Here is a 26,130-nt window from a genome sequence, read left to right on the forward strand (position 1 = left end):
TTTCTTTATGTTGATGGTATGTTGAACTTCCATCATGGCGCATTACGACGCCGTATTAAAGGGGGGAGGAGACCATCTCATCACCCTACCTAATAATTTTCAGCCACTCACCAACCCTCGGTTCACCCTTCGGATAACGCCCATTAATCAGGCGTAGTTGATCCTCAGCTCGATCAGAAAGCGATGATTGACGTGCCAACTGACGAAAACGGGTATTTCGAGTGGCTCTTATCAGACCAATCCGTTGCGCCTTTGCCAGTTTACGCTCACTCTGTTTAAGACCACGCAGCGACTCCGCGAGGGCAAATAACGCCTTGTCATAACGTCTGGCATTATTCGAATCACTATTCACCGCAGAGAAAATCATTGCCTGATCCTTACGAAATACTACGACAAAACGCACCAGACGACGACCAAAGGGTGAATTCGACCATGCCATTGCCGTGTAAGCCGACCGCCCGCGTATCCGATAGACACGTCCATTAAATAATGGCTTCAGCCCCAGACGGTCCTGCATAAACTGACGCGGTGAGATACGACGATTAATGTCCTGCATCGAGAATTGCACCACACCCTTACCATCGACACTACGCGCCAACACATGCTGTGGCTTGTTTATCAGGCGCCAGCCCTGAGGAAAGGTCAACACAAGATCCAGCCCCTGGTGATAAAAACGATTACCACGGCGAATCCCCTGCGCCTCACTATCACCAAACATCAGACCATCGATCCATTGAAGGTAACTATCACGACCCACCTGCCCTTGTCTGTCGGTACGCAAGGAATTAGCCGCTGCAATCACCGCTTGCAGACGGGTATCGTTATCGGGATGGGTCGCAAACAGACCGTGATAACTCCCCTTATCTGTCCCCGATACCTTTTTGGCATAGAGTGCCTGGTTCTTCAACAGACGAATAACTCCCAACATTGCCTGTGGATCATAACCACTACGCGCCAGATACGCCGCACCCAGGCGGTCAGACTCCAGCTCCTGTGAACGCCCGTACCCCGATAACAACGCGCCCCCTAATAACTGGGTAAGCTGATTGATCCCTCGCACACCCACCTTTGCATTAATAATGGCACCGATTATACCTGCCGCCGTTGCTGCGCTCTGTCGCTGAACCGCGTGCCTTGCTGTGACATGACCAATCTCATGCGCCAGCACTGCGGCAAGCTCCGCCTCCGAATTCAGGTAGGCCAGGATACCCCGGGTAATATAGATATACCCACCCGGCAGGGCAAAGGCATTCACCTGTGTACTATCCACCACGGTAAAACGATAGACCAGATTACTACGATGACTGTTGCGTGCCAGACGCTCTCCAACTCGTTGTACCCGCTGTGCCAGCCGCACATCCGCATAACGTGGCATCTCCTTCAGGATCTGGGCATGCATCTTACGTCCCAGGGCAATCTCCTGTTGCTCGGTCATAAGCACAAAATCACGATTACCCGTCACCGGATTGACGGCACAACCCGTTGGCAGGAGCAGGAGCATGACAATAAATAATTTTAGGCCGCTAATAAAAATCGGCATATTAATACCCTCTTTGTCGGGTTACGCTACGCTAACCCGACCTACAAACACTCCAAACCGTGGTTCAACTCAATGCAACACTGTTAATGCCACTGGATGCGATATCGTCATCTGCCAACGTCCCTTACGTTGCACTAACCAACCCCTGACCTCGAGCCGCTTACCTTTAAAGCTCAACAAATCATAGCGGGTAAAATACTGCTGCTTATTCAGTGGAATACGCACACCAAAATCATCTCCAATATTCAGCCAGATATTCTTGCGACTTTTGACCACACTCCTGACCCGACCCTGCACAATCCGCAACCCACCATCTTCAGGGGTCAGCGTATGCACTGAGCGCGGTTGAAATGCAGGCAAGGCCCAGATACCCTTACGCTGTTTACGTGCGCGCTGCTCCACACGCTGATAACACTCAAAATTCCAGGTGTTTGGCGGCACAATCAACAGTGATGCCAAGCCCTGCGACAATAACAAGGCCGTTATACTATTACCATCGCTTAAATAGCTATGCACCAAAGTACGCTTATAACGATCTTTAAGCTCCAGATCATAACGTAGCGATATCCGGTATTTCTGTGCAGCCAATAACTGATGCAGGTAATCCTTGGCGCGGATAGCAAGGGGTTCAGCGGCTCGCCCTTTACGCCCCATCTCCGGGGTATCCATGGCAATCAAACGCAGCTTACGGCGATCCGTTAGCCACACGGTATCACCATCGACCACCCTTGATACCCGCGCTTGCTCATCAATTCGATCCGGCGGGCACAAGACCTCTGCCGCTAAGGTCTGGGTAAATAATAAAGTCAGCAGCCACAAAAAAGGGGTGCCCCGCAACAGGACACCCCCTTTTTTTATTGCATACAAGCCTTAACCACCCATACCATATTTCTGGCGGAAACGATCAACGCGACCACCGGTATCCAGTACCTTCTGCTTACCTGTATAGAAAGGGTGACACTTGGAGCACACCTCAATAGTTAAATCCTTACCCGCGGTTGAACATGTTTCAAAGCTATCACCGCAGCTACAGGTTACCTTAATTGTATCGTACGCAGGATGTATATCTGCTTTCATCACTTGTTCCTCTTTAGCGCCCCTGAGCGACCATGGCGACCACTGCCAGATCCATACTCGGGAAAGGTGGGCAATAATACGCGAACTTTCCCCTCACGACAAGCACTTTTCAAGTATATTAGCCCAAGGGGGTTCGTGGAACTCTTCGAGGGGGCACAGCAGATAAAGCCTGCTATGTCCCCGGCCTGTGCCAGCCTAAAAATAGACACCGACCCGCATCACATTAATTATTGTTATCAGCACGAATAAGGTACCATATATCGCAAGCAATAAGGCCTTGCACGATAGATTCACAATGTTATCCACAAAAGCTGTGGATAACATTGTGGATAAAAGCTAGGGAACCCCATTTAAACACTACTTTTTAGCATATAATAAACAGATTGGTCAAAAAATGACCAGTCGTTTTATGCATTAAATTCAAGTGGTTATGGTTGTTTTATAGCTTAATAAAGGCATCAATTGTGTACTGTAACAAAAATGCAATAGCTTGGCGCAACATTGTGAATAAACACATTACAGAGATGATCTATCCACTTGTCACATATAGGTTTTTCAGATGACTAGCAGCACACCTAGTATCGGTTTTGTCAGCCTCGGCTGCCCCAAGGCACTGGTTGATTCCGAACAAATACTCACCCGCCTGAGTGCTGAGGGCTATCAAATTGCGCCTGATTATCAGCAAGCGGATCTGGTCGTCATTAATACCTGTGGTTTTATTGATAGTGCGGTTGAGGAGTCGATGGAGGCAATTGGTGAGGCGATTGCAGAAAATGGCAAGGTTATCGTTACCGGCTGCCTTGGTAAACGCGCCGAGCAGATCCGCGCACGCTATCCACAGGTATTATCGATTACCGGGCCCCATGCCTACGAATCGGTTATGCAGGCGATCAGAGAGCATGTTCCGGCACCACATGACCCGCATACCAGTCTACTACCACCCCAGGGGGTTAAATTAACCCCACGTCACTACGCCTACCTCAAGATCTCCGAGGGCTGCAATCACCATTGTACCTTCTGCATCATCCCCGACCTGCGCGGAAAACTGGATAGCCGTCCTATCGGCGAGGTGATGGATGATGCCGAAAATCTGGTTGCTGCCGGGGTCAAGGAACTGCTTGTGGTATCACAGGATACCAGTGCCTATGGCCTCGATACCCGTTACCGCACCGGATTCTGGCAAGGACGACCGCTCAAAACCCACATCACCGAACTAGCGCAAGCCCTGGGCAGCCTGGGGGTATGGGTGCGGATGCATTATATCTACCCCTACCCACACGTTGATCAACTGATCCCGATGATGAGCGAGGGGCTGATCCTGCCCTATCTCGATATCCCCCTGCAACATGCCAGCCTACCAATCCTGAAGGCGATGCAACGCCCGGCAGCAACAGAGAACACCCTGAAACGCATTCTATCCTGGCGCGAACAATGCCCCGATCTCACCTTACGCAGCACTTTTATTACCGGCTTTCCGGGAGAGACCGATGCCGATTTTGACACCCTGCTTGATTTCATCGAGGAGGCTCAACTGGATCGCGTCGGCTGCTTCACCTATTCCGCAGTCGAGGGTGCGCGCGCCAATGCGCTCGATAATCCCGTCCCTGAAGAACTCAAACAGGAACGCCAGGCACGCCTGATGGCATTACAAGCCGAGATTAGCGCAAACCGTTTGCAAGGAAAGATTGGTCGTAAAATGCAGGTATTAGTAGATAACGTCAGCGATGAGGGTGCTATCGCACGAAGTAGCGCCGATGCCCCCGAGATTGATGGAGTGGTCTATATTGATGATACCCATTTGCAGGTTGGGGATTGGGCCGATGTGGTTATCACCGATGCCGATGAGCATGATTTGTATGCGCGCATTTCAAGGGGTCAGAGCTCTTGAAATAGCCGTAGGTAACCAATAACATTTCAAGAGCTCTGACCCCTTGAAATGTTACATAAACATCGCTACTAGATCATCCAGAAAACGCTGTCCCAACGATGTTGCACGCAATACCTCTTCATCGACCTCTAACAACCCCTTATCAATCGCTTGTTGTCGGTAAGTCCGTAGGTCATTCACCGACAGCCCCGTATCCCGAACAAATTCAGCCACCGACACCCCCTCGGTCAGACGCAGGGCATTCATCATATATTCCAAACGCACATCCGGTACATCCAACACCCGATTACCTGCCAGATAAACGGGATCAGCCTCCATATAGGCCTGGGGGTGACGCTGCTTCCAGTAGCGTGCCACTGTCTGTGTTGCCAGATCCGTAATCTTGCCATGGGCACCGGCACCAATCCCCAGGTAATCACCAAAGCGCCAGTAATTCAGATTATGCTGGCATTGATACCCCTCTTTAGCATAGGCCGAAACCTCATAACGCGCGTACTGATACTGCGCTAACCGGTCGCGCCCCTGCTCCTGCATAGCATCCACCATATCTTCTACTGGCAACACAGGGGGGTGCTGATAGAATGCAGTATTGGGTTCCAGCGTTAACTGATACCAGGAAATATGGGCGGGCTGGAGGTCTATTGCTGTCTGTAGATCATCCAATGCCTGTAATGAATTCTGCCCAGGGAGTCCATGCATCAAATCCAGATTAAAGCTGTCGAAACCGGCGTAATGCGCTTGCTCAGCAGCTTGTATCGCCTCGGCACGACCATGTATACGACCCAGCCGTTGCAACATCTCATCATTAAAGCTCTGCACACCGATGGACAGACGATTGACCCCGGCATCACGAAATTCAGCAAAGCGTCCAATCTCCAACGTGCCCGGATTGGCTTCCATCGTAATCTCCATACCCGGCTTACAATTAAGCCGCGCACGTATCCCTTCCAGTAAACGCCCGATCGCCTCCACACTAAATAAACTCGGCGTGCCACCACCAATAAAAACAGTGGTGACGGTTCGACCCCATATCTTTGGCAGATCCTGCTCCAGATCCGCTAACAACGCATCCACATAGGCCTGCATTGGAATATCACCCACCGCTGCATGAGAATTAAAATCACAATAAGGACACTTCCGCACACACCACGGAATATGCACATAAAGCGACAACGGCGGCGAGGTCTGGAGGTCAAAGGGGTCAGATTTATTTAACAGATCATTCATACACGCTATCAAACCTCTGCCTGATGTCTTTATGAATCTTAATTAGATTCTGTTTATTTTCATCCGGCACCGTTTTTAATTTATTAATGCGATCCGGGTAGCCCAGTGTGATAGCCATCAGTCGTTGCACAGAATTCAGATACACCTTCTTCGATATTCCAAGTGATTTATTAAATCGAATGAAAGCCGCTTTAAACCCAACAGGCTCATCCATTTTTGAACCCTCCGGGATATCACCGTAATCACCAAAAGACATCCCCGGTGGAAACAGCATATTATGTAGACTGTAGGCACGCATGGGCACAGGATCATAGACCGGAGAAAAAGCTAACCCGGCACTCGTATCAATAATGGAAAGATTTTCAAGATGCAGGTCTCCATTGCCGGTTAATAATGCCAGAATTAAACGCTCTAATAGATATAATTTTGCTGCCTTACGATCCGCAACCAGTTGCACTCTAGGGTTATCCAGTGCCTTGCCAATCAAATCATAGCTCGCACTATAATGATGAGTGATTAATTTCCTGCCTGATGCAAGAATCGAATAAATGGATTCCATAAATACCGGACGACCCGCCTCTGTTCGATCAAAGCGTTCAATCGCGAGCGCACGCAAGCCATTTATTTCAACCGGCCAAAAGCGAGGCACTTCAAATCCGGCGGCTCGATGAATCTCTAAACCCAAGACCTCCAGTTCTATAATACCGGGGTACGATGACGTATTCTCCAGTTTAAGCAAAATATCGGTTCGATCTGTATCACCAAAACGCGTCGGCAGACCAATGCGACCATCCCATCCATTACGATCAATAGATAAGGCTAATTTCGGTATCGCCCCGCCCACACTCGGGGTCGGACCAAGGATATCAATAATCGTTTTGGCATCGTCATCAAACCAGATCATAAATTCCTTTAAGGAAAAACCGAACCGATCATCCAGTTCTACCAAGCCTTTTTTAGCCGGGGTGCCATACCATTGAAGTGCCGCCTCGTCACTATCAAAAACATCCAGATGACCGATACCGCCATGACCCGATAGCGTCAACATTGCCCAGTCGGTGTCAAAGCCAGGGGCCGTCATAATATTTTTGCTTTCGAGATATTTTAATAATAAGGCACGCTGAAAATTACGTTCAGACCTCGGTGGAACCAGGCTTTGCAGCGGTGGGTGAAGATCGAAATACGCGCTGCGATCCCGCACAATGGTGCCGGGGAATTGATCAGGTGGATAGATCAGACCCAGACCGCGTAATCCAGTTCGCTCATAACCTGTCTCATAGGTAAAACGAGAGGCCTGATCGGTCACCGTTAGCACACCCATCTTGCACGGCTGGCCTCCCAGTCGTGTCCATATTACTGCATTACGATCCTTAATGACTATTCTCCCGCATTAGAACAAATCACCTTTTTGAACCAGGGAAGCAAGGTCTGAATCATCAACCCAAATCAGCTTTTTACCGATGCTTTTTCCTAGCTCAAGCAAGGTACTGAATTTGGCATCACCCGCTTTTTTTAAACGGGATATCGCAACCTCGCTCAGCGTCGATCTTGCCGCCAACTCCTTTTGACTAATACCCCGGTCTTTAGCCAACGCCAGTGCCTCGTCAACTAAATTATGCAGTTCAGCACCCATATAATTAACCTTTATGATAATAATACAGCTAAAATACTAGCATAATTAACATAAAAAGCAACCTACTTTATTATCTTATATGATAATTATATGACATTAATAAATAATTATTATCTTCTATGATATTTACATACCAACAGAAAACGGAACCCCTAATTAATAGGTATACTATCCCCTATTTCCTTTCACTAGGTAGAATTTAGATTTGATCAACCGCATCACTCATTGGTCCATTCATCACCCCATCGGCATCAGCATGATGGTGCTTGCGTTGCTGATTATCGGGCTCTATGCCTTTCAACGCCTGCCCGTGAACCTGTTACCCAATATTATCTATCCTGAGATTCGTGTCCGTATCCTTGATCCAGGTGTACCTGCCACCATCATGGAGGAAAGGATTACGCGCCAACTGGAAGAGCAACTCGCCATTACCGAGGATGCCAATAACGTCTATTCACAAACCAGCGAAGGTCGCAGCGCGGTGTCACTCTCTTTCCCTTACGGCACTGATATCAATCAGGCACTACGCGATGCCAGCACGCGCCTGGATCGTGCCAAACGCTTTTTACCCGACAGTATCGAACCACCCGTCATCTATAAATATGATCCATCCCAACTCCCTGTGGCTGAATTTGTTATCAGCTCCGACCTTAAAGATCCGATTGAGCTACGCCACTGGGTCGAACAGATCTTTAGCAAGTGGTTTATTAACCTGCCGGGTGTCGCGGCTGCCGAGGTCGGTGGCGGGCTGCTCAGGGAGATACAGATCCTGCCCGACCCACAACGACTACAGGCACTGGGGCTATCAATCAAAGTCATCGAAGAGGCGCTAAGCAGCAATATCAACAGACAACCTACCGGGCGCGTCAGTAGCCCGGAGCGGGAGTTCTCCAGCCAAACCTATATCCCGATCACCCGCCTGGATGATCTCCGGCACCTGCAGATTAAACTACCGAATAATGATTACATTGCTCTCAGCGAGATTGCACAGATCCGCGACACCCATCAGGATGAACGGATTCGTGTACGCTTCAATCAAAATACCGGCATCAAGCTATCCATACAAAAACAGCCCAGTGCCAACACCGTTGCCGTAGTCGATGCGGTTAAACAAAGGATTACCTGGCTGCAACAAAACCAACAACTACCCGATAACATCACTCTCCAGCGGGTCACCGATCAATCCATCTATATTCGATACTCACTGAGTAACGCCAGCATGGCGGCTATCATCGGCAGCCTGTTAGCCATGGCTATTGTCTTTCTGTTTCTCGGCGACATCAAACGCACGCTGATTATTGGTAGCGCCATCCCTATATCCATCATCATCACCTTTCTATTTATGAATGCCGCCTCCTTCAGCATGAACATCATGACCCTGGGTGGGCTGGCAGTCGGTATCGGCATCCTCATGGACAGCACCATTATCATGCTGGAGAATATCTCCCGTCACCAGGCACAGGGCGGAGACAGGCAACTGGCCACTCAACAAGCAGCAATGGAGATCAACCACGCCATTGTCGCCTCCACCGCAACCAATCTTGCCGCCATTATCCCCTTTCTTTTTATCAGCGGACTGATCGGTCTCTTATTCAGCGGCCTTATCTTCACCATCACCTTCGCCATCATCATATCCATGATTATGGCACTGACCCTGGTACCCGCACTGGCTGCCCGTATCCATCTATCCCAGCGCGAGAGCCTGATACAAAAATGGGTCAGAAGCGGAATGCAACAGCTCACGAGCCGGTATGAAAAATCACTCCGCTATTTGTTGACCCATGCCAGTGCCTGGCGCGTGTTCCTGACCACACTGATACTGGCACTCGCTGCCAGCCTGTACTTCGTCGCCTCCGCACCCAACCTGTTTATACCTGGCACCGATGATGGACGCATCTATGTCGGTGTCACCGCTGATGCGGGTATTAGCCTTGATACCATGGATGCCGAAATCAAACGACTGGAAACACTCCTGCTACAAGAGCCGGATGTTGCCGATGTATTCACCATTGTCGGCGGTTATATCTTTGGTCGTAGCCAGAGTGAATTCAGTAATCGTAGCTCGCTTTATATCCAGCTGGTACCCGTCAAACAGCGCCCTATCAGCAAATCAGCCTGGGTGGCACAGATGCGTGACAAGCTAGCGAAAAATACTTCAGCAGGATTCAAGGTGCGTATGCGTGCAACAGGCGTACGCGGCCTGCGCATGGGACACGGAGAAGATGATATCACCCTGCGCATACAAGGTAATGAGCTGGGTATTTTGAATCAGCTGGGGAAAAAACTGACCAAGCAACTGGAACAGGTCAAGGGCCTGGCCAACGTCACTTATTCTGGTGAGGCCGTACGACAAGAGCTCAACATACTCACCGATCATAAACGCGCAACCGAGCTAGGTATCAATACAAAAGATATTGCTGCAGCACTACAAATTGCATTGGAGGGCAAAGTGATTGCCGCGTATATCGAAGATGATGAACAATATGATATCCGCATACGTTTGCCCATACCCCAAAATGAACAACTGTCCCGCCTGCATGATACGCTTATCTTCTCCCCGATCAGCCAACAGATGGTGCAACTCAACGAGGTCGCCACCATTCGCCTACAGGCTGCGCCGGAAAAAATTCTACGCAACAAGCAACGTCGAATGATCGAAATCACCGCCTCACTCAATGACAAGGTATCTCCTGAGCAGGCTCACATCGAGATTGATAAATTAATCAATAAGCTTAATCTGCCCGATGGCTATAGCCTGTATGATGCCGGTTCATTAACCGCACTGGAGGCCGGAAAAAATACCAGTGCCCTGCTGTTATTACTGGCAATCTTTCTCGTCTTTGTCGTTTTATCTATCCAGTATGAATCCCTGCGCGCACCACTGATCATCCTATTCACCATCCCCTTCACCCTGATTGGTGTCAGTGGCGGTCTGTTTATTAGTGATACCGCCGTATCCATGCCGGTATGGCTGGGCATGATTATGCTAACCGGTATTGTGGTCAATAATGCCATCGTCCTGGTCGAATATATCAAGACCCGGCAGCAACAAGAAGATAGCCCGCTCATAACCATCATTACCTCTGCTGCCGCTATTCGTCTACGCCCTATACTCATGACCACGCTAACCACCGTCATCGGGCTCACCCCACTTGCCATTGGCTTTGGTGAAGGTAGCGAGATGATGCAACCCCTCGCTATCACTATGGTTTTTGGCTTAAGTAGCTCTATGATTATCACCCTATTCCTGCTACCTTTACTGTACCTAAAGATATCAAAATCAAAGTGAAGGAATAATTTGCGATGAATGAGGTTCAGAAAGTCAGCATTAAACAAGATCCCTTGTATCAGTTATTGCGTGAAGGGGATATCGAGAAATTCAATCAACGGCGCGCACAAGGCGAAGAATGCGACATGACCTACTGCGACATGCGTGGTCTGGATCTACGCAATATGAATGCAGAGGGTATCGACTTCAGCCACAGCTATTTTCGTCAGGCCGATCTCAGAGGCATTGATTTCAGCAGCTCCGGCATGGAGGGTGTCAGCATCAACGGCTCCAAGATCTCCGGTACCTGGTTCCCACAAGCATTAAGTGCCGAAGAGATCTTACTCTCCGTCGTGCACGGCACCCGCATGCGCTATAGACAATAAATACGCATTGGTGCGTGGTACGCACCCTACCCTAAATACACACCGGTAGGGTGCGCATTGCGCACCAACACCGATCAGGGCTTGTCTCTCTCGTGTAATTCCTCTTCCTCGGCACGATCAAGTTCGGCATCCATCTCATCCTCAGTAATGGGCGCATCCTCTTTATCCACTGGTATAAAGTGACGCGAGAACCAAACACCCAGCTCAAACAGCAGCCACATCGGTAGGGCGAGCAAGGTCTGTGAGATGACATCCGGTGGGGTCAGAAACATTCCAAGCACAAAGGCACCAACAATAATATAGGGCCGTTTCTCAACCAGTGCATCCGGTGTCGTCATCCCCATCCAAACCAGCACAAAGGTCACCACTGGCACTTCAAAGGCAGCACCAAAGGCAAAGAATAAGGTCAACACAAAATCCAGATAACGCCCGATATCGGTCATCATCGAAACACCTTCCGGTGTGGCAGTGGTTAGAAAACCAAACACCAATGGAAATACGACAAAATAAGCGAAAGCTGCACCAAGATAAAACAGTAGCGAACTGGACACCAGCAAGGGTAAGGCTAGACGTTTTTCATGCGTATACAGACCCGGTGCAATAAAACCCCAGAACTGAGATAGCAGATAAGGGATGGTAATAAAGATGGATAACACCAGGGCAAGCTTAAATGGGATCAGGAAGGGACTCGCCACATCAATAGCAATCATCTGACTACCTTCCGGCAACTGTGCCATCAAAGGGCCAGCCAGCAGCGTATACAAATCATTGGCAAAGGGCATCAGCAGGATAAAGACAATCAATATCGCCATCACCACACGCAACAGACGATCCCGCATCTCCATCAGATGCGACATAAAGGGCTGTTCAGCTACATCACTACTTTCATTATCCCCTGGCTTACTCATTTCTCGTCAATCGCCTGCACATCTTTTTTATCTGCTACCGCCGGTGTCGAGCTTTCACTCAGGTTCTCATTCAGAGTATTATCCAGACCAGCCATCGAGTCCTTAATCTCATTAAACGACTCCTTGGTCTCCTCGATAATATCATGGATACCTATCGAATCCGCTTGCTTACTCAAGGTCTTTTTCAGATCCTCCGCCGCCAGTTCCCGGTCAATATCCGTCTTCACCGTCTGCACCATCGAACGAATTCGACCCAGCCACAAACCCGAGGTGCGCGCCAGCTTCGGCAGACGCTCAGGCCCCACCACCAACAACGCCACCACCAGGATCAGCGTAATTTCCCAAAAACCAATATCAAACATGAAAAACGACCTTATTACTGCCCCGTTAACGTGTCATCCCCGTTAGGCAAAACCACCAATGAACGACTTAATCACACTGTATTGTTAAAACAAACAACGACCCGTAAACTCAAGAGATATGGGATGCCTGTCTTTATCAGATGCCGTCAGCCGCATAGACGCGGCTGTCGAGCCTACAGGGACGTATTTACGGCGTGTATCTGATAAAGACAGGCATTCCATGTCTCGAACCCCAAAAGACACACCTTCAATAGCGCCCCCGTTAAACGCACTAAACCTTATCTTTCTCTCGAGAGGTCACTTCCCCCTCAATCACATTATCCTCACTGGATAATTTCTCAGCCGGCTTCTCATCACCACCTTCCTTCACTGCCTTTTTGAAACCTTTGATCGCACCACCCAGATCAGAGCCCACACCACGCAGACGTTTGGCACCAAACAACACCAACACAATGGCGAGAACAATTAACAACTGCCATACACTAATACCCATTACTACCTCTCTTTTGCATCACTACGCGATGCCTTCTCTTCCAGACCGGATAAACCAAAACGTCGTCCCAGCTCATCCAGTACCGCTGTATATTCTAAACCTCGTGCAGATAACATTACCATAACGTGAAACAACAGGTCTGCCGTCTCATAAATCAACTCATGATCTGAATCATTCTTTGCCGCGATAATTGTCTCGGCACTTTCCTCACCCACCTTTTTCAGTATGCTATCCATACCCTTGGCGTAAAGGCTGGCAACATAGGAACTATCAGGATCAGCCTGCTTGCGCTGTTCCAGGATCTCCGTCAACTGCTGCAATATATCACTCATGATTATAGATCTCCCGAGGATCACGAATAATCTCATCCACAGTCACCCATTGATCCCCTTCCAGACGACGATAAAAACAACTCCGTCGTCCAGTATGACACGCAATATCACCGCGTTGTTCCACTGTTATCAACAATACATCCTCATCACAATCCAGGCGCATCTCTTTCACTATCTGTTCATTACCCGATTCCTCGCCCTTACGCCACAACCGTCCACGCGAACGCGACCAGTAAACCGCCTTGCCATGCTCAATAGTCAGCGTCAGCGATTCCCTGTTCATCCAGGCAAACATTAACACGCGACCATCCCCTGCGTCCTGCGCAATGACCGGGATCAAACCATCCGCTGTCCATTGAATTTCATCCAGAGCCTTCATCTACAAACGTACCTCGATACCCTTTGCCGCCATGAACGCCTTCGCCTCACCCACCGTATGTTCGCCAAAATGAAAGATACTAGCTGCCAGTACCGCATCGGCATGACCTTCAAGAACACCCGCCACCAGATGATCCAGATTACCGACACCACCCGAGGCAATGACTGGCACCGAGACCCGATCATTAATTGCGCGCGTTAATGCCAAATCAAAGCCATCACGCGTGCCATCCCTGTCCATACTGGTTAACAGAATCTCACCGGCACCATAGGCGACCATCTTCTGCGCCCACTCCAGTGCATCCAGCCCGGTCGAGGTGCGCCCACCGTGGGTAAATATTTCCCAACGATCCGCTTCTCCATCCGCACTCACACGCTTGGCATCAATCGACACCACAATACACTGCGAGCCAAACTTATCCGCTGCCTCGCGCACAAACTCCGGGCGTGATACCGCTGCGGTATTAATACCCACCTTGTCCGCTCCCGCGTTCAACATACGCCGAATATCAGCCAGTTCACGGATACCCCCACCCACGGTCAGCGGGATAAAGACCTCACCCGCCACCTGCTCAACCACATGCACAATGGTCTCACGCTGATCCGAACTGGCGGTAATATCCAGAAAAGTAATCTCATCCGCACCCTGCTGATCATAACGCCGCGCGATCTCAACCGGATCACCGGCATCCCTGATATCAACAAACTGCACACCTTTCACAACCCGACCGGCATCAACATCCAGACAAGGGATAATTCGTTTAGCTAAACCCATAATAAATCTCTATACACTATTATCCCGTCAACTCAAGAGACAGGCGGTGCCTGTCTCGAACTGACCCGGTATATTTTTTCATTTAAAACCACACCAAATAGAACCCGTTTACTGATCCGCCAGGGCCTGTGCCTGCGCCAGATCAATGGTACCTTCATATAACGCACGACCAATAATCGCACCACTAATCGCCGTTCCATCCACGGCACAAAGACCGCTGATATCGTCCAGACGGGTGACACCCCCTGAAGCAATCACCGGAATATTAATGGCACTTGCCAGCCGTGCAGTGGCCTCAACATTCACCCCCGCCATCATGCCATCACGACTGATATCGGTATACACAATCGCCTCAACACCATCCTGTTCAAACTGTTGCGCGGTCTCGATCACCGTCATATCCGACACCTTGGCCCAACCATCTACCGCCACCTTATCCTCTTTGGCATCCAGACCGACAATAATATGCCCGGCAAAATCACGACACAGCTCATGGATAAAACCCGGATCACTCACCGCCTTGGTGCCAATAATGACATACTGCACACCGGCATCCAGATAGGTCTGCACGGTATCATGCGTACGGATACCCCCACCCACCTGAATCGGTAGATCGGGAAAGGTATGCGCAATCTCACGCACCACATCTGCATTCATTGGCTTGCCTTCAAAGGCACCATTAAGATCAACCAAGTGTAATCGACGCGCACCCTCTTCGACCCAACGCCGCGCAATGTCGAGCGGGTTATCCGAGAATATAGTTTCATCTTCCATTCGACCCTGACGCAAACGCACACACTTGCCGTCTTTAAGATCAATCGCGGGTATCAAAAGCATTATTTTACCTCAATTACTTCTTGTTGGGTTACGCTGCGCTAACCCAACCTACAGTAGGCTGGGTTAGCACAGCGTAACCCAACAAAATCTCTAACTCCATAACTCTATCCGCCCTGTCCATCCCATGTTGCAAAGTTGGATAATAATTGTAGACCCGCGTGCTGGCTCTTCTCGGGATGAAACTGCACTGCAAATAACATATCCCGCGCCAATACCGAGGCAAACTCAAGACCGTATGTGGTTATTCCAGCCGCCTCATTAGCATCAGTCGGATCAATATAATAACTGTGCACAAAGTAGAAACGGCTATCCTGCTCAATACCCTTCCACATCGGGTGTTGTCCGGTTTGGTACACCTGATTCCAGCCCATGTGTGGCACCTTCAACAGCGCACCCGAGGCATCCTTTGCAACAGGAAAATGCTTCACCTGCCCGGCAAATATGCCCAGACCATCCACACCGTCATTTTCATCAGAATGATCCAGCAATGCCTGCATCCCGAGGCAGATACCCAGCAGCGGACGGGTTCCGGCAATCTCATGCAGAACCGCAGCCAATTCCAGCCGATGTAACTCAGACATACAGTCCTTGATCGCACCCACACCCGGAAACACCACTCGATCTGCACGCAGAATCTGCTCAGGATCAGCACTCACCAAAACACTGGCATCGGCAACATGCTCCATTGCCTTGCTTATAGAATGAATATTACCCATTCCATAATCAATAATTACTATCGAACTCATATTAAACTCACCACTACCTCATTAACTCAAGAGACCGGGGTTGCCCCGGTCTCACTTACCGAGCATATTTTTCAATCAGCCTACAAACTACCCTTGGTCGATGGTATCACACCACCCATGCGCTCATCAGCTGATAACGCCATCCGCAAGGCACGACCAAAGGCTTTGAATACCGTCTCGGCAATATGATGCGCATTATCACCCCGCAGACAATCAATATGCAGGGTCACCAGTGCATGATTACAAAAGGCCTGAAAAAATTCCTTGAGCAGGTCGACATCAAAGTCACCAATCATAGAACGACGATACTCAACCGCATACTCCAACCCAGGCCGCCCTGAGAAATCAATCACCACCCGTGACAAGGCTTCATCCAGCGGTACATAAGCATGACCATAACGCTGAATACCGGCTTTATCACCTAAGGCACTGGCAAAAGCCTGTCCCAGAGTAATACCCACATCCTCCACCGTATGATGGGCATCAATGTGCAGATCACCACTGGCATCAATCTCCAGATCAATCAAACCGTGTCGAGCCACCTGCTCCAGCATGTGCTCCAGAAAAGGAATACCGGTTTTAAGCTTGCTAACACCACTCCCATCAATGTTAATCTTGACGGAAATATTTGTTTCATTGGTTTGTCTGCTAATCGTCGCTTGTCGTTGTGACATCATCAATTTCCTGTTAATTACACTACCCGATATTATTTATCATATAACTTACTGAATCCACTAATTTTTAACTGTTACCCGATTCAGCCGACAAGTGCTATAATTCCCTGCCATTATTTATATAAAATTGATCCATATCAATAGATAGGACTAAGCAATACACATGAAGCAAACTGGCAATGATCCTATTAACCTCCGTGATATCAGCAATAACTGTAGAAATTGCACCGTTCACGAACTCTGCCTGCCACTCGGTCTTGCCGATGATGATATCGATAAACTGAATAATATTGTAAAACGCAGCCAACCCTTGCACCGGGGCGACTTCCTGTTTCGAATCGGTGACCCCTTGCAATACCTCTATGCTATTCATTCCGGTTCCATCAAGACCTACTCCGCATCCGCAGACGGGACTGAGCAAATCACTGGCTTTCACCTGCCAGGCGAACTCATTGGCCTTGATGCCATTAGTGATAGCACACATCCCTGTGCCGCCCGCGCATTAGAAACAACCAGTGTATGCCGCATCCCCTACAATCGCCTGAGTGAACTGAGTGCCAAATTACCTTCTCTACACGAGCAATTAATCCGCGTCATGAGCAAGGAAATCTCCACAGACCAGAAACTGATGATGCTACTCGGCAAAAAAACCGCCGAAGAACGCCTTGCATCCCTGTTACTCAGCATCTCCAAGCGCCTGAGTATGCGTGGTTTTTCTGATCGTGAATTCAATCTCAGCATGTCACGCATTGATATTGCCAATTATCTCGGGCTAGCCGTTGAGACGGTGAGCCGTCTGTTTACCCGCTTCCATGATGAGGGGCTAATCAACAACCAGAGACAACATATCCTGATTGAGGATATGGATCAACTCTGTGATCTGGCCGGTGCCAGTTGCAAACGTCTGCGTGATCAAAAAAAGGTTGCCGAGTAGATTCATTAAACCTGTAACCAAAAGGTTACCGGCCCATCATTGACCAAAGCCACCTGCATATCAGCAGCAAATTGCCCGCAGGCAACCACATCATGCTGTTGACGTGCAGAGGCCAGCAGAAGATCGAAATAATATCTACCCTCATCCGGACTTGCCGCACCTGAAAAGCCAGGACGCATTCCATTACTGGTATCCGCAGCCAGGGTAAACTGCGGAACCAACAACAAGCCCCCCTTGATATCCTGCACACTCCGGTTCATACGACCGCTTTCATCTGCAAAAACACGGTATCCTAAAATACGCTGCAACAAGCGCGCAACCTTCTGTTCATCATCGCCACGCTCAACACCCACCAGAACCAATAGCCCCTGATCAATCGCGCCAATTCGCTCACCTGCAACATCAACACTAGCACTGGATACTCGCTGTAACAGGGCAATCATTCTTGTGTCGGAATAGAAGGCAGCTCCAACCTGGAGACCAATACCATAACACCTGCACACAATAGACCCGTCAGGATAAACACCGGCCCCAGCCCCGTGCCCAATAGATTATTAGCCCAGGCAACATCAAATGCCCGCAGATAGAGCATGCCGGAATGCAACACGGCCCCGCCAATAAACAACCAGCTCACCAACTGCTTCCACAACGGTGAACACACTACTAGACACAACACGATACCCACCACAATATTCAACAAGGCCTCCAGATTCCCATGCGCATGTGGCCCCGACTTGACCTGCTCCAGATGCAAACGAGAGTTTTGCTCCTTGTTCACAGCAAGGATCGCCTGCGTGTTTAAACGCGCCAACTCCTCTGTAGGCAACAGTTCCAGTGTCTCCGAGTCTTCAAAATCACTCGCCTCCAGCAACTGAAGATCCGCCATCAGCACCCTCTTGTCACTACCCATAGACACAATTTCCGGGAACTGTTGCACCATATAAGGCCCCAGAGCAGCGGTAAAAACCAGATAAATAAAGCCAAACACAATATTCTTTTTGCCAATCATAATGATTCCCCGGTATCAAAGACAATAAAAAAGGCGCACCCAACCAAGGGTACGCCTTCCTGATACAGGTTTAAACCTGAATCGTACTAGATATACAAGGTAACGTCTGACTCACGCGCCATTGGCAAGAAGTAAGCAGCACCCACAAAGTCTGAAACCTCAGGGATGAAGTCATTCTGATCAAAACCAAATACATCAACAGTCATCTGACAAGCAACCATCTGTACTTCAGCTTCAATACAAAGACCACGCAGCTCTTCAATACTGGCAACACCCTTGTTCTTGAAGGTCATCTTCATCAACTTGGTAGCCACTTTTTCAAAGCCAGGGATACCGGCCATAATCAGGTTAGGCATAGGCCATTCGATATTCTGGAACCACTGTGGCCCAAAAGGCATCTTCATGGGCATGGCAGGATTACCCAGACCACTCACTTCCAGTGACAAGTCCTTTTTCAGTAACAACAGACCGTAGAAGGTAAAGAACACTTTACTATCCCAACCCAATGCTGCAGCGGTTGATGCCAGGATGAATGGGGGATACGCCCAATCCAGCGTACCTTTTGTTGCAATAATTGACATGCCAGGTGTTTTTGCATCATCAATTGCTTCTATCTTCTTAGGCAACAACTCATCAAGTTTCTGATCAAGCCATGCATCCATTTCAGGTGTAGTCATTCTAAATCTCCTCCAACACTATTAATTTATTCAAGTTTATCATGTGCATTAATTGCACAATTATTTTCACAACCCACTTCCAACGCGTACTACCTACAGCACATCGCATGGGCATATTACGTGGCGCGATACTACATTCATGTACCGAATCCTCGCACCACTATATTAGCATCTAGCGAAGTAGTCAACGCTATCTCGCCCCATTGTGGATATTAACATTGATGCCAAGGCAGATTATGATAACGCCAACCGCCTGTACTACTGCGATGATGATGCTCATCAAGATCGCCCTCAAAGCCTTCATCTACATGATAAATCTCAGAAAAACCAGCATCAAGCAGGGCCTTACCGGCCTCTAGCGAGCGTTTTCCTGAACGACAAATCAATACGATAGCCGCCTGCTCATTACCTTCATGATCAGCCACCCCACCCAGCAATAACATCCTGACCTGGGTAACAAAATCAGGATTAATCGTCCAATCCGGCTCATCAATCCAGGGGATATGCACCGCACCAGCCGGATGCCCCACAAACAAATACTCCATATTCGAGCGTATATCAATTAATACCGCCCTGGGCTGATCGTCCAGAAACTGCTTCGCCTGTAACGGACTCAGACCACCCATTTTACTGTCAGACATAATCAATGTTTCCTTATCTAAAGATAATTAATCAAGTTATAATCCATTATGCCTTAATTACAAGCACCAAGGATATTTTGGTTGATTAAATACATATTTAACGGGATATTATCGTTCCTTTCCCTCTTTTCTTTACGCATAAATCACGCCATTGGTGGTTCAGTTGGCTGGTTGATGTTCATCCTGCCCACTCAACTTCGCCACATTGCCAGCATCAATATTGCTGCCTGCCTGCCTCAACACAGCACCTTAGAGCAGCAACGCATCCTCAAGACAAGTCTCATCGAAACCGGCAAGGCCCTGACCGAGATCGGCCCACTGTGGAAATGGCGTGCCCAGCGTATTGTTCCTCTGGTGCGTGAGGTCATCAATGAAGATGCCGTACAACAAGCCTATAAAAAAGGTAAAGGTGTCATCTTTGTTACGCCTCACCTTGGTTGCTGGGAAATAGCCGGTCTCTACGCAGCATCCAGGTATCCCATGACGACCCTGTATCGACCACCGCGTCAGATGGCGATTGACCCATTCATTCACGCCGGTCGGGAACGCACCGGGACACGCCTGGTTGCCATTGATGCCAAGGGTATACGCAACCTGTACCAGGCTCTGGCCAAGGGTGAGACCATTGGCGTATTACCAGATCAGGAACCCGGTGAGGGCAGTGGTGTCTACGCCCCGTTCTTTGGTCGCCCTGCCTACAGCATGGTGTTGTTGTCACGCCTGGCGCGCAAGAGCAAGGCAGCGGTATTCTTTGCCTACTGCGAGCGCCTGCCCAAAGGACAGGGTTACAAACTGGTATTCCGCACTGCCCCGGATGAGGTCTACGATAAGAATATCGAGACCTCAGTACAGGCCGTTAACCAAGAGGTTGAGTCCTGTGTACTCAACCTACCTGAACAATATCAATGGGGCTACAAGCGTTTTCGCGCAAACCCTCCGGGTTATGATAATCTCTATTAATGGAAAATCTTGATCAAATCGCCGGTATCATCGCTTTAACCATGGGTGCCTCATGGGCCAGTGGCATCAATCTCTACGCCACCTTGTTTATGCTGGGATGGATGGGCAGTACGGGTAACATTGATCTACCTGTTGAATTACAGGTGCTGGAAAACCCACTGGTACTCGGTGCTGCCGGGCTGATGTATGGTGTCGAATTCTTTGCCGACAAGATACCCGGTGTCGATACCGCTTGGGATTCTATACACACCTTTATCCGCATCCCGGCAGGTGCCATGCTGGCAGCCGCCGCTGTGGGTGACACCAATGCCGCCATTGAACTGGCAGCAGCCATTGCTGGCGGCGGCATGGCAGCCACAACACATATTGCCAAAAGTGGTAGCCGCGTCCTGATCAATACCTCGCCCGAGCCTTTTACCAACTGGGCAGCCTCTATCGGCGAAGATATATCTGTCATTGGTGGTCTCTGGCTAGCACTCAATAACCCCTGGTTATTTCTGGCTGCCCTTGCTGCATTTATTCTATTTATGGTCTGGTTCCTACCCAAGGTCTGGCGCGGCATCAAGAAGGTATTCCGTTTTATTGGCCGATTATTTGGCGCTAAAGACAACAAAACAGAACCACCGGAACAAAGCTGAACCCCACCTGCCCGGGGATGCCAATGCTGCGGTACCCAAAACACATCCGATATGCTAAAATACTCAACTCATTGATTAATTAACGCATATCGTCACAACCAACTCACACTAATCTCGCTTTTATCTGTCCCTGCTTCACACCTTTGTCTAGCAGCTACGTTGGTCTATAGATATGTATCCAAATTCAAAGATAACGAAGGACATACTTATGCAAATTCAGGGCAAATGCGTTGTTTCTATCGCCTACATACTCACCAATGATGAAGGTCAAACATTGGATGCCTCCAGCGATGATCAACCGATGGTCTATCTACACGATACCAATAGTCTGATTCCCGGTCTGGAAAAAGAACTCAATGGAAAAACTGCAGGTGATCAATTCAAGGCTAGCATTCAACCTGAAGATGCCTATGGCCCGATTAACTCCGAGATGATTCAGCAGGTTTCAAAGGCGGCCTTTGAAGGCGTCGACGATATTAAACCCGGTATGCAATTCGAGGCACAGGGGCCTGAAGGTCAGATGCAGATTGTCACCATTGAAGAGGTCGGCGATGAAGGCGTGACCATCAATGGTAACCACCCTTTAGCCGGTCAGATTCTGCACTTCGATGTCACCGTCAAAGAGGTACGCGAGGCCACTACAGAAGAGCTCGATCACGGTCACGTTCACGTTCACACACACTAATCCATTTCCCTCACCACAGGTAACACACATGTCCAATCAGGATGAACCAATTAATTTTCAATCCCTGGGTCTTTCCGAGGCTGTATTAAAGGCGATTGAAGAAATCGGCTATGAGACTCCATCACCGATTCAAGCCGAGAGCATCCCGGCACTCCTGGATGGCAGAGATATCCTCGGGCAGGCACAAACGGGGACGGGGAAAACCGCCGCCTTTGCCTTACCGATACTATCCAATGTGGATACCAGCGTCAAAAAGACTCAATTACTGGTGCTTACCCCAACGCGTGAACTCGCCATACAGGTCGGTGAGGCATTCAAGAACTATGGTCACTTTATCAAGGGGCTAAATGTCCTGTCAGTCTATGGTGGCGCTGCCTATCAACCACAACTTAATGCCCTGAGAAAAGGGGCGCATGTGGTGGTTGGAACCCCGGGGCGCGTCATGGATCACATCCGCAAGGGCACCTTGAAAATAGATCAACTCAGCACCCTGGTGTTGGATGAGGCCGATGAGATGTTACGCATGGGGTTCATTGAAGATGTGGAATGGATTCTGGAACACACACCAGAGCAACGACAGATTGCCTTGTTCTCAGCGACCATGCCTGCGGTCATCAAGAAGATTACTCGCAACTACCTGAAAGACCCGATTGAGATCAAGATCAAGTCAAAAACGGCAACGGCAACGACTATTCATCAACGCTTCTGCCAACCCACCGGCATGTCCAAGAGCGATGCACTGATACGCATCCTGATGGCAGAGGAGATGGATGCGGTACTTATCTTTGTTCGCACCAAGACCGCAACGGCAGAACTAGCTGAAAAACTCAGTGCCAAGGGCTATCGAGCCGCAGCATTAAATGGCGATATCCCGCAAAATCTACGCGAGAAAATTGTCGATAAGCTCAAGAAGAAACAAATCGATGTGCTGGTAGGCACCGATGTGGTGGGACGTGGACTGGATGTTACGCGTATCAGTCACGTCATCAACTACGATATCCCGTTTGATGCCGAGGCCTATGTCCATCGTATTGGACGTACCGGTCGTGCCGGTCGTAGTGGTGATGCGATCACCCTGGTCACAGGTCGTGATAAAAAAATGTTACGCATTATCGAAAAATCCACCAAGCAAAAAATGGAGGAGATGCGGGTACCCACAGCTAAAGATCTGAACAAGAAACGGATTGAAGCATTCAAGCAACGTATTACCGACACTCTGGAAAAGGATAGCTACCAGATATTTTACGATCTGATGGTTGAATACCAGGCTGAATATGATGCCGACCCATTAAAGATGGCCGCCGCACTAGCGAAACTGGCGCAGGGTCGTGAACACCTGTTACTCACCGATAAGGAACCTCGGCCTGCCAAAGGTAAAGGCAAACCAGCAGAAAGAACGGCGCGAACAGAAAGATCACCACGAACCACTGGTAAACAACGCCCACCTAAAGAGGTTAGTAGTGAGGCACGTCCACTCAAGGAATTCCCCGATATTGTCATGGAGCGTTACCGCCTTGCCGTTGGCAAAAAAGATGATGTCATGCCCGCCAATATTGTTGGTGCGATTGCCAACGAGGCCGAGATCGACAGTTGCTATATTGGTGGTATCGAGATCTATGAAGATTTCAGTACCGTTGACCTGCCCGAGGGCATGCCCCCCGAGGTCATCAAGGATCTACGCAAGGCCTACGTCTGCGGTCAAAAGCTCGCCATCAAACCGATGAAACAGGGCGTAGGAAAGGCTGAGAAACCTGCTCGCAAGAAGGATGAGACCAGCAAGAAACGTGAGCCAAAAAAATCGGCAGCGCGTAAAAAACCACGGGAAAGCGCAACGAGCAAGGCTAAAAAGCCACGTCCCGGCAAGAATGCCCGCAGCAAGATATCAAAGGAAAAGAGCTGAATAACGATGACTTAACCCTGTCCTCGCGCAGGCGGGGATCCATGCTGATTTGTGCACTGTTCCAGATGGATTCCCGCCTGTGCGAGGATGACAGGGCTGTGCGGGAATGACAGGGCTGTGCGAAAATACAGAGAACATAAAACTGAGTACAAACAATGAATAGTTTATACATATTACTCCACGTCATCGCCGCCGTAATCTGGGTGGGCGGAATGATCTTTGCCCATCGCTGCCTGCGCCCCGTCGTTGCCGAGCTACTTGACCCCCCACAACGACTCAAACTCTGGGTCGGCGTATTCAATAACTTTTTCCCGCTGGTCTGGCTCTCCATAATTTTATTATTAAGCACCGGCTACCTGATGACCTATAGTATCTGGCAGGGATTTTCAGCCGCGCCATTGTATGTTCATCTCATGGCAGGCCTCGGCATCCTCATGGTGCTGATCTACATGCACGTTTTTTTCAGCCCTTATAAAAAACTCAAGGAAGCCGTCATCACCGAACAATGGCCCAATGGTGGCGAGGCCATCGCCCAGATACGCACCCTGATTGGTATCAACAGCCTGTTAGGTTTATTAGTCATTGCCATCGCCAGCGGTGGACGCTACTTCATCTAATATATTTCAAGGGGTCAGAGCTCTTGAAATCACTGCCCCCTTGAAATCATCTTATGCCGAACAATGATTTATTACATCGCTTCCTGATCGAAAATACCCGCGTACGGGGTGAGATGGTACACCTCAATGCCAGCTGGCAAGCCATCCTGGAACGTACTAACTATCCTGACAATGTTCGCCAAATCCTAGGTGAGGCTCTAGCCGCCTGCGCCCTGCTCTCTGCCACCATTAAGTTTGATGGCTCACTGATTTTACAAGTACGAGGCGACGGGCCACTACACCTGCTGGTGGCACAAGCCAATGCACAAGGTGCTTTGCGTGGCATTGCTCACTGGAAAGGTGACGTGCCCAAGAGCAAGTTACAGGATATATTTGGTAATGCGCAGATGCTGATAACCATCAAACCTGAACAGGGCGAACCCTATCAGGGCATCATCGCCCTGCAAGGCGATACCTTAAAGGATGCCATCGAGAATTACTTTAAACAATCCGAACAATTAAACACCCAACTCTGGCTCGCCTCTGATAAAGATACCTGTGCCGGTTTCCTGCTGCAGGAACTCCCTTCTGATGAAGCCGACGAAGATGATAGCTGGAATAATAGCGTGCAACTGGCTGCCACCTTAAAGCCTGATGAGATTCTTGACCTACCCGTTAAAGATCTACTTCACCGACTCTTTCATGAAAAAGATATTCGCCTGTTTGATCCCGAGCCACTCTATTTTCGCTGTAATTGCTCCAATGAACGCATTGCCTCCATGCTCCTTGCCCTGGGCAAGGAAGAAGTGGACTTCATCCTTCAGGAACAATCACTGATCGAGGTAGGCTGTGAATTTTGCAACGCAAATTATAAATTCGATCAGGTTGATATTGATGCCCTGTTTACCAAACCCGAAAAAATTATTACCCCGTCTAGTAAGACTATTCAGTAAGACCTTCTATGTGCAAGCCTGACAAAAGCGATAAGACCTGATCCAAACAACCACACACCAGCGGGTACTGGCACTGGAGATTCAGCAACTGCTGATAATAGAACCTCGTTACCATTCCCTATATTAACCTGACCATCTGTGAAATAACTCCAGGTGTGCCGATCATCAAGCTTTGCCCTTTCAGCCACAGTCGTTGCTGCACCATGTTGATAATTATCATCCCTATAAGAAAACATACGTATATTACCAAAACTTAGCACCCCTTCCAGCACAACCCAATGAGTACTAGTCATTAGCTCAATATCCTGTCCCTTTTTCATTTCGGCCATAATCCATTCCCAAGTAATAGCACCATCATTCCTGACAGTGCCATTACCATTTGGATCCACATAATCGCCTGCCCCAAGACCTGGTAATTTTTCACCACCTACATAATGAACTTCAAGGTCAAGGTTATTGTCAGCGATATATTTCAACTTCCCTTGTACCTCCGTATCATCCCAGTTACCATTATTGTTATTACCCATACCTACAGCCAGTTTCGTCTGTGTCTGTTCCAGAGTATCACTAATACCAAGATTATTTTCAGCATTCAACCATTGAAGACTATTTG

General features: G+C 49.0%; 31 protein-coding genes. 10 read left to right on the forward strand and 21 right to left on the reverse strand.

Going from position 1 to position 26,130, the window contains the following annotated elements; all coding sequences use genetic code 11:
- Positions 1–85 precede the first annotated feature (85 nt).
- From GXP22_03855 to rpmE, 3 genes are all read right to left on the reverse strand, one after another.
- Positions 86–1,501 (reverse strand): M48 family metalloprotease, encoded by a 1,416-nt coding sequence (locus GXP22_03855; protein ID NOX08614.1) that lies wholly within the window; start codon positions 1,499–1,501, stop codon positions 86–88.
- 108 nt (positions 1,502–1,609) lie between these two features.
- Positions 1,610–2,377 (reverse strand): thermonuclease family protein, encoded by a 768-nt coding sequence (locus GXP22_03860; protein NOX08615.1) that lies wholly within the window; start codon positions 2,375–2,377, stop codon positions 1,610–1,612.
- Positions 2,378–2,410: 33 nt separating this feature from the next.
- Entirely contained in the window at positions 2,411–2,617 is a 207-nt protein-coding gene (gene rpmE, locus GXP22_03865) for a 50S ribosomal protein L31 (protein NOX08616.1), read from the reverse strand.
- A gap of 559 nt (positions 2,618–3,176) precedes the next feature.
- Here rpmE and rimO point away from each other — a divergent pair.
- Positions 3,177–4,505: a 30S ribosomal protein S12 methylthiotransferase RimO gene (gene rimO, locus GXP22_03870; protein NOX08617.1), complete on the forward strand. Its 1,329-nt coding sequence runs from the start codon at positions 3,177–3,179 to the stop codon at positions 4,503–4,505.
- A 51-nt stretch (positions 4,506–4,556) separates the two neighbouring features.
- Here rimO and hemW read toward each other — a convergent pair whose 3' ends face one another.
- The 3 genes from hemW to GXP22_03885 all read right to left on the reverse strand — a co-directional run bounded on the left by hemW (position 4,557) and on the right by GXP22_03885 (position 7,365).
- On the reverse strand, positions 4,557–5,732 hold the full coding sequence (gene hemW / locus GXP22_03875; GenBank protein ID NOX08618.1) for a radical SAM family heme chaperone HemW: 1,176 nt from the start codon (positions 5,730–5,732) through the stop codon (positions 4,557–4,559).
- Positions 5,725–7,053: a HipA domain-containing protein gene (locus GXP22_03880; GenBank protein NOX08619.1), complete on the reverse strand. Its 1,329-nt coding sequence runs from the start codon at positions 7,051–7,053 to the stop codon at positions 5,725–5,727. Before GXP22_03880 ends, hemW begins: the two co-directional genes overlap by 8 nt.
- A gap of 69 nt (positions 7,054–7,122) precedes the next feature.
- Positions 7,123–7,365, reverse strand: a complete 243-nt coding sequence (locus GXP22_03885; GenBank protein ID NOX08620.1) for a hypothetical protein — start codon at positions 7,363–7,365, stop codon at positions 7,123–7,125.
- Positions 7,366–7,570: 205 nt separating this feature from the next.
- On the opposite strand from GXP22_03885, the gene GXP22_03890 reads away from it, so the two are divergent.
- Positions 7,571–10,654, forward strand: a complete 3,084-nt coding sequence (locus GXP22_03890; GenBank protein NOX08621.1) for an efflux RND transporter permease subunit — start codon at positions 7,571–7,573, stop codon at positions 10,652–10,654.
- Between the two features lie 14 nt (positions 10,655–10,668).
- Positions 10,669–11,019, forward strand: coding sequence for a pentapeptide repeat-containing protein (locus GXP22_03895; GenBank protein NOX08622.1), 351 nt, complete (start codon positions 10,669–10,671; stop codon positions 11,017–11,019).
- Positions 11,020–11,093: 74 nt separating this feature from the next.
- Here the strand turns inward: GXP22_03895 and tatC are convergent, their stop codons facing one another.
- The 10 genes from tatC to hisB form a co-directional block, all read right to left on the reverse strand.
- The gene (gene tatC, locus GXP22_03900; GenBank protein NOX08623.1) at positions 11,094–11,927 is read right to left on the reverse strand and encodes a twin-arginine translocase subunit TatC; all 834 of its coding nucleotides are present in this window, start codon (positions 11,925–11,927) and stop codon (positions 11,094–11,096) included.
- Positions 11,924–12,289: a twin-arginine translocase subunit TatB gene (gene tatB / locus GXP22_03905; protein NOX08624.1), complete on the reverse strand. Its 366-nt coding sequence runs from the start codon at positions 12,287–12,289 to the stop codon at positions 11,924–11,926. Before tatB ends, tatC begins: the two co-directional genes overlap by 4 nt.
- A gap of 84 nt (positions 12,290–12,373) precedes the next feature.
- The gene (locus tag GXP22_03910) at positions 12,374–12,511 is read right to left on the reverse strand and encodes a hypothetical protein (protein ID NOX08625.1); all 138 of its coding nucleotides are present in this window, start codon (positions 12,509–12,511) and stop codon (positions 12,374–12,376) included.
- Positions 12,512–12,560: 49 nt separating this feature from the next.
- Entirely contained in the window at positions 12,561–12,782 is a 222-nt protein-coding gene (locus tag GXP22_03915; protein ID NOX08626.1) for a Sec-independent protein translocase subunit TatA, read from the reverse strand.
- A gap of 2 nt (positions 12,783–12,784) precedes the next feature.
- A complete protein-coding gene (locus GXP22_03920) occupies positions 12,785–13,114 on the reverse strand; it encodes a phosphoribosyl-ATP diphosphatase (protein ID NOX08627.1) in 330 nt (109 codons plus the stop codon).
- Positions 13,107–13,493: a phosphoribosyl-AMP cyclohydrolase gene (hisI, locus tag GXP22_03925; protein NOX08628.1), complete on the reverse strand. Its 387-nt coding sequence runs from the start codon at positions 13,491–13,493 to the stop codon at positions 13,107–13,109. Before hisI ends, GXP22_03920 begins: the two co-directional genes overlap by 8 nt.
- Positions 13,494–14,267, reverse strand: coding sequence for an imidazole glycerol phosphate synthase subunit HisF (hisF, locus tag GXP22_03930; protein NOX08629.1), 774 nt, complete (start codon positions 14,265–14,267; stop codon positions 13,494–13,496). It abuts the gene before it with no gap.
- 108 nt (positions 14,268–14,375) lie between these two features.
- A complete protein-coding gene (gene hisA / locus GXP22_03935) occupies positions 14,376–15,104 on the reverse strand; it encodes a 1-(5-phosphoribosyl)-5-[(5-phosphoribosylamino)methylideneamino]imidazole-4-carboxamide isomerase (protein NOX08630.1) in 729 nt (242 codons plus the stop codon).
- 104 nt (positions 15,105–15,208) lie between these two features.
- On the reverse strand, positions 15,209–15,850 hold the full coding sequence (gene hisH / locus GXP22_03940) for an imidazole glycerol phosphate synthase subunit HisH (protein ID NOX08631.1): 642 nt from the start codon (positions 15,848–15,850) through the stop codon (positions 15,209–15,211).
- A gap of 80 nt (positions 15,851–15,930) precedes the next feature.
- Complete coding sequence (gene hisB, locus GXP22_03945; GenBank protein NOX08632.1) at positions 15,931–16,527, reverse strand: imidazoleglycerol-phosphate dehydratase HisB; 597 nt, start codon at positions 16,525–16,527, stop codon at positions 15,931–15,933.
- A 160-nt stretch (positions 16,528–16,687) separates the two neighbouring features.
- Between hisB and fnr the strand changes: the two genes are divergently transcribed.
- A complete protein-coding gene (gene fnr / locus GXP22_03950) occupies positions 16,688–17,458 on the forward strand; it encodes a fumarate/nitrate reduction transcriptional regulator Fnr (protein ID NOX08633.1) in 771 nt (256 codons plus the stop codon).
- Between the two features lie 5 nt (positions 17,459–17,463).
- On the opposite strand, the gene GXP22_03955 is transcribed toward fnr, so the two are convergent.
- The 4 genes from GXP22_03955 to GXP22_03970 form a co-directional block, all read right to left on the reverse strand.
- Entirely contained in the window at positions 17,464–17,901 is a 438-nt protein-coding gene (locus GXP22_03955; GenBank protein ID NOX08634.1) for a D-tyrosyl-tRNA(Tyr) deacylase, read from the reverse strand.
- Positions 17,898–18,467, reverse strand: coding sequence for a hypothetical protein (locus tag GXP22_03960; protein ID NOX08635.1), 570 nt, complete (start codon positions 18,465–18,467; stop codon positions 17,898–17,900). Before GXP22_03960 ends, GXP22_03955 begins: the two co-directional genes overlap by 4 nt.
- 86 nt (positions 18,468–18,553) lie before the next feature.
- On the reverse strand, positions 18,554–19,129 hold the full coding sequence (locus tag GXP22_03965) for an NADH-quinone oxidoreductase subunit F (protein ID NOX08636.1): 576 nt from the start codon (positions 19,127–19,129) through the stop codon (positions 18,554–18,556).
- Positions 19,130–19,356: 227 nt separating this feature from the next.
- Complete coding sequence (locus tag GXP22_03970; GenBank protein ID NOX08637.1) at positions 19,357–19,785, reverse strand: rhodanese-like domain-containing protein; 429 nt, start codon at positions 19,783–19,785, stop codon at positions 19,357–19,359.
- Positions 19,786–19,866: 81 nt separating this feature from the next.
- Between GXP22_03970 and GXP22_03975 the strand changes: the two genes are divergently transcribed.
- The 6 genes from GXP22_03975 to hslO all read left to right on the forward strand — a co-directional run bounded on the left by GXP22_03975 (position 19,867) and on the right by hslO (position 25,517).
- Positions 19,867–20,745, forward strand: coding sequence for a lysophospholipid acyltransferase family protein (locus GXP22_03975; protein ID NOX08638.1), 879 nt, complete (start codon positions 19,867–19,869; stop codon positions 20,743–20,745).
- Positions 20,745–21,383, forward strand: a complete 639-nt coding sequence (locus tag GXP22_03980; protein ID NOX08639.1) for a DUF4126 domain-containing protein — start codon at positions 20,745–20,747, stop codon at positions 21,381–21,383. The genes GXP22_03975 and GXP22_03980 overlap by 1 nt, the downstream gene beginning before the upstream one ends.
- 208 nt (positions 21,384–21,591) lie before the next feature.
- Positions 21,592–22,068 (forward strand): peptidylprolyl isomerase, encoded by a 477-nt coding sequence (locus GXP22_03985; protein ID NOX08640.1) that lies wholly within the window; start codon positions 21,592–21,594, stop codon positions 22,066–22,068.
- 28 nt (positions 22,069–22,096) lie between these two features.
- Positions 22,097–23,968 (forward strand): DEAD/DEAH box helicase, encoded by a 1,872-nt coding sequence (locus tag GXP22_03990; protein ID NOX08641.1) that lies wholly within the window; start codon positions 22,097–22,099, stop codon positions 23,966–23,968.
- 155 nt (positions 23,969–24,123) lie between these two features.
- Complete coding sequence (locus tag GXP22_03995) at positions 24,124–24,585, forward strand: hypothetical protein (protein NOX08642.1); 462 nt, start codon at positions 24,124–24,126, stop codon at positions 24,583–24,585.
- Positions 24,586–24,638: 53 nt separating this feature from the next.
- On the forward strand, positions 24,639–25,517 hold the full coding sequence (gene hslO / locus GXP22_04000; GenBank protein NOX08643.1) for an Hsp33 family molecular chaperone HslO: 879 nt from the start codon (positions 24,639–24,641) through the stop codon (positions 25,515–25,517).
- Here hslO and GXP22_04005 read toward each other — a convergent pair.
- Positions 25,511–26,130: hypothetical protein (locus GXP22_04005; protein NOX08644.1), on the reverse strand; the 620-nt coding region annotated here is incomplete at its 5' end. The two genes, hslO and GXP22_04005, sit on opposite strands and share 7 nt — an antisense overlap.

Source organism: Gammaproteobacteria bacterium, from assembly GCA_013151035.1.
Lineage (GTDB): Bacteria > Pseudomonadota > Gammaproteobacteria > JAADJB01 > JAADJB01 > JAADJB01.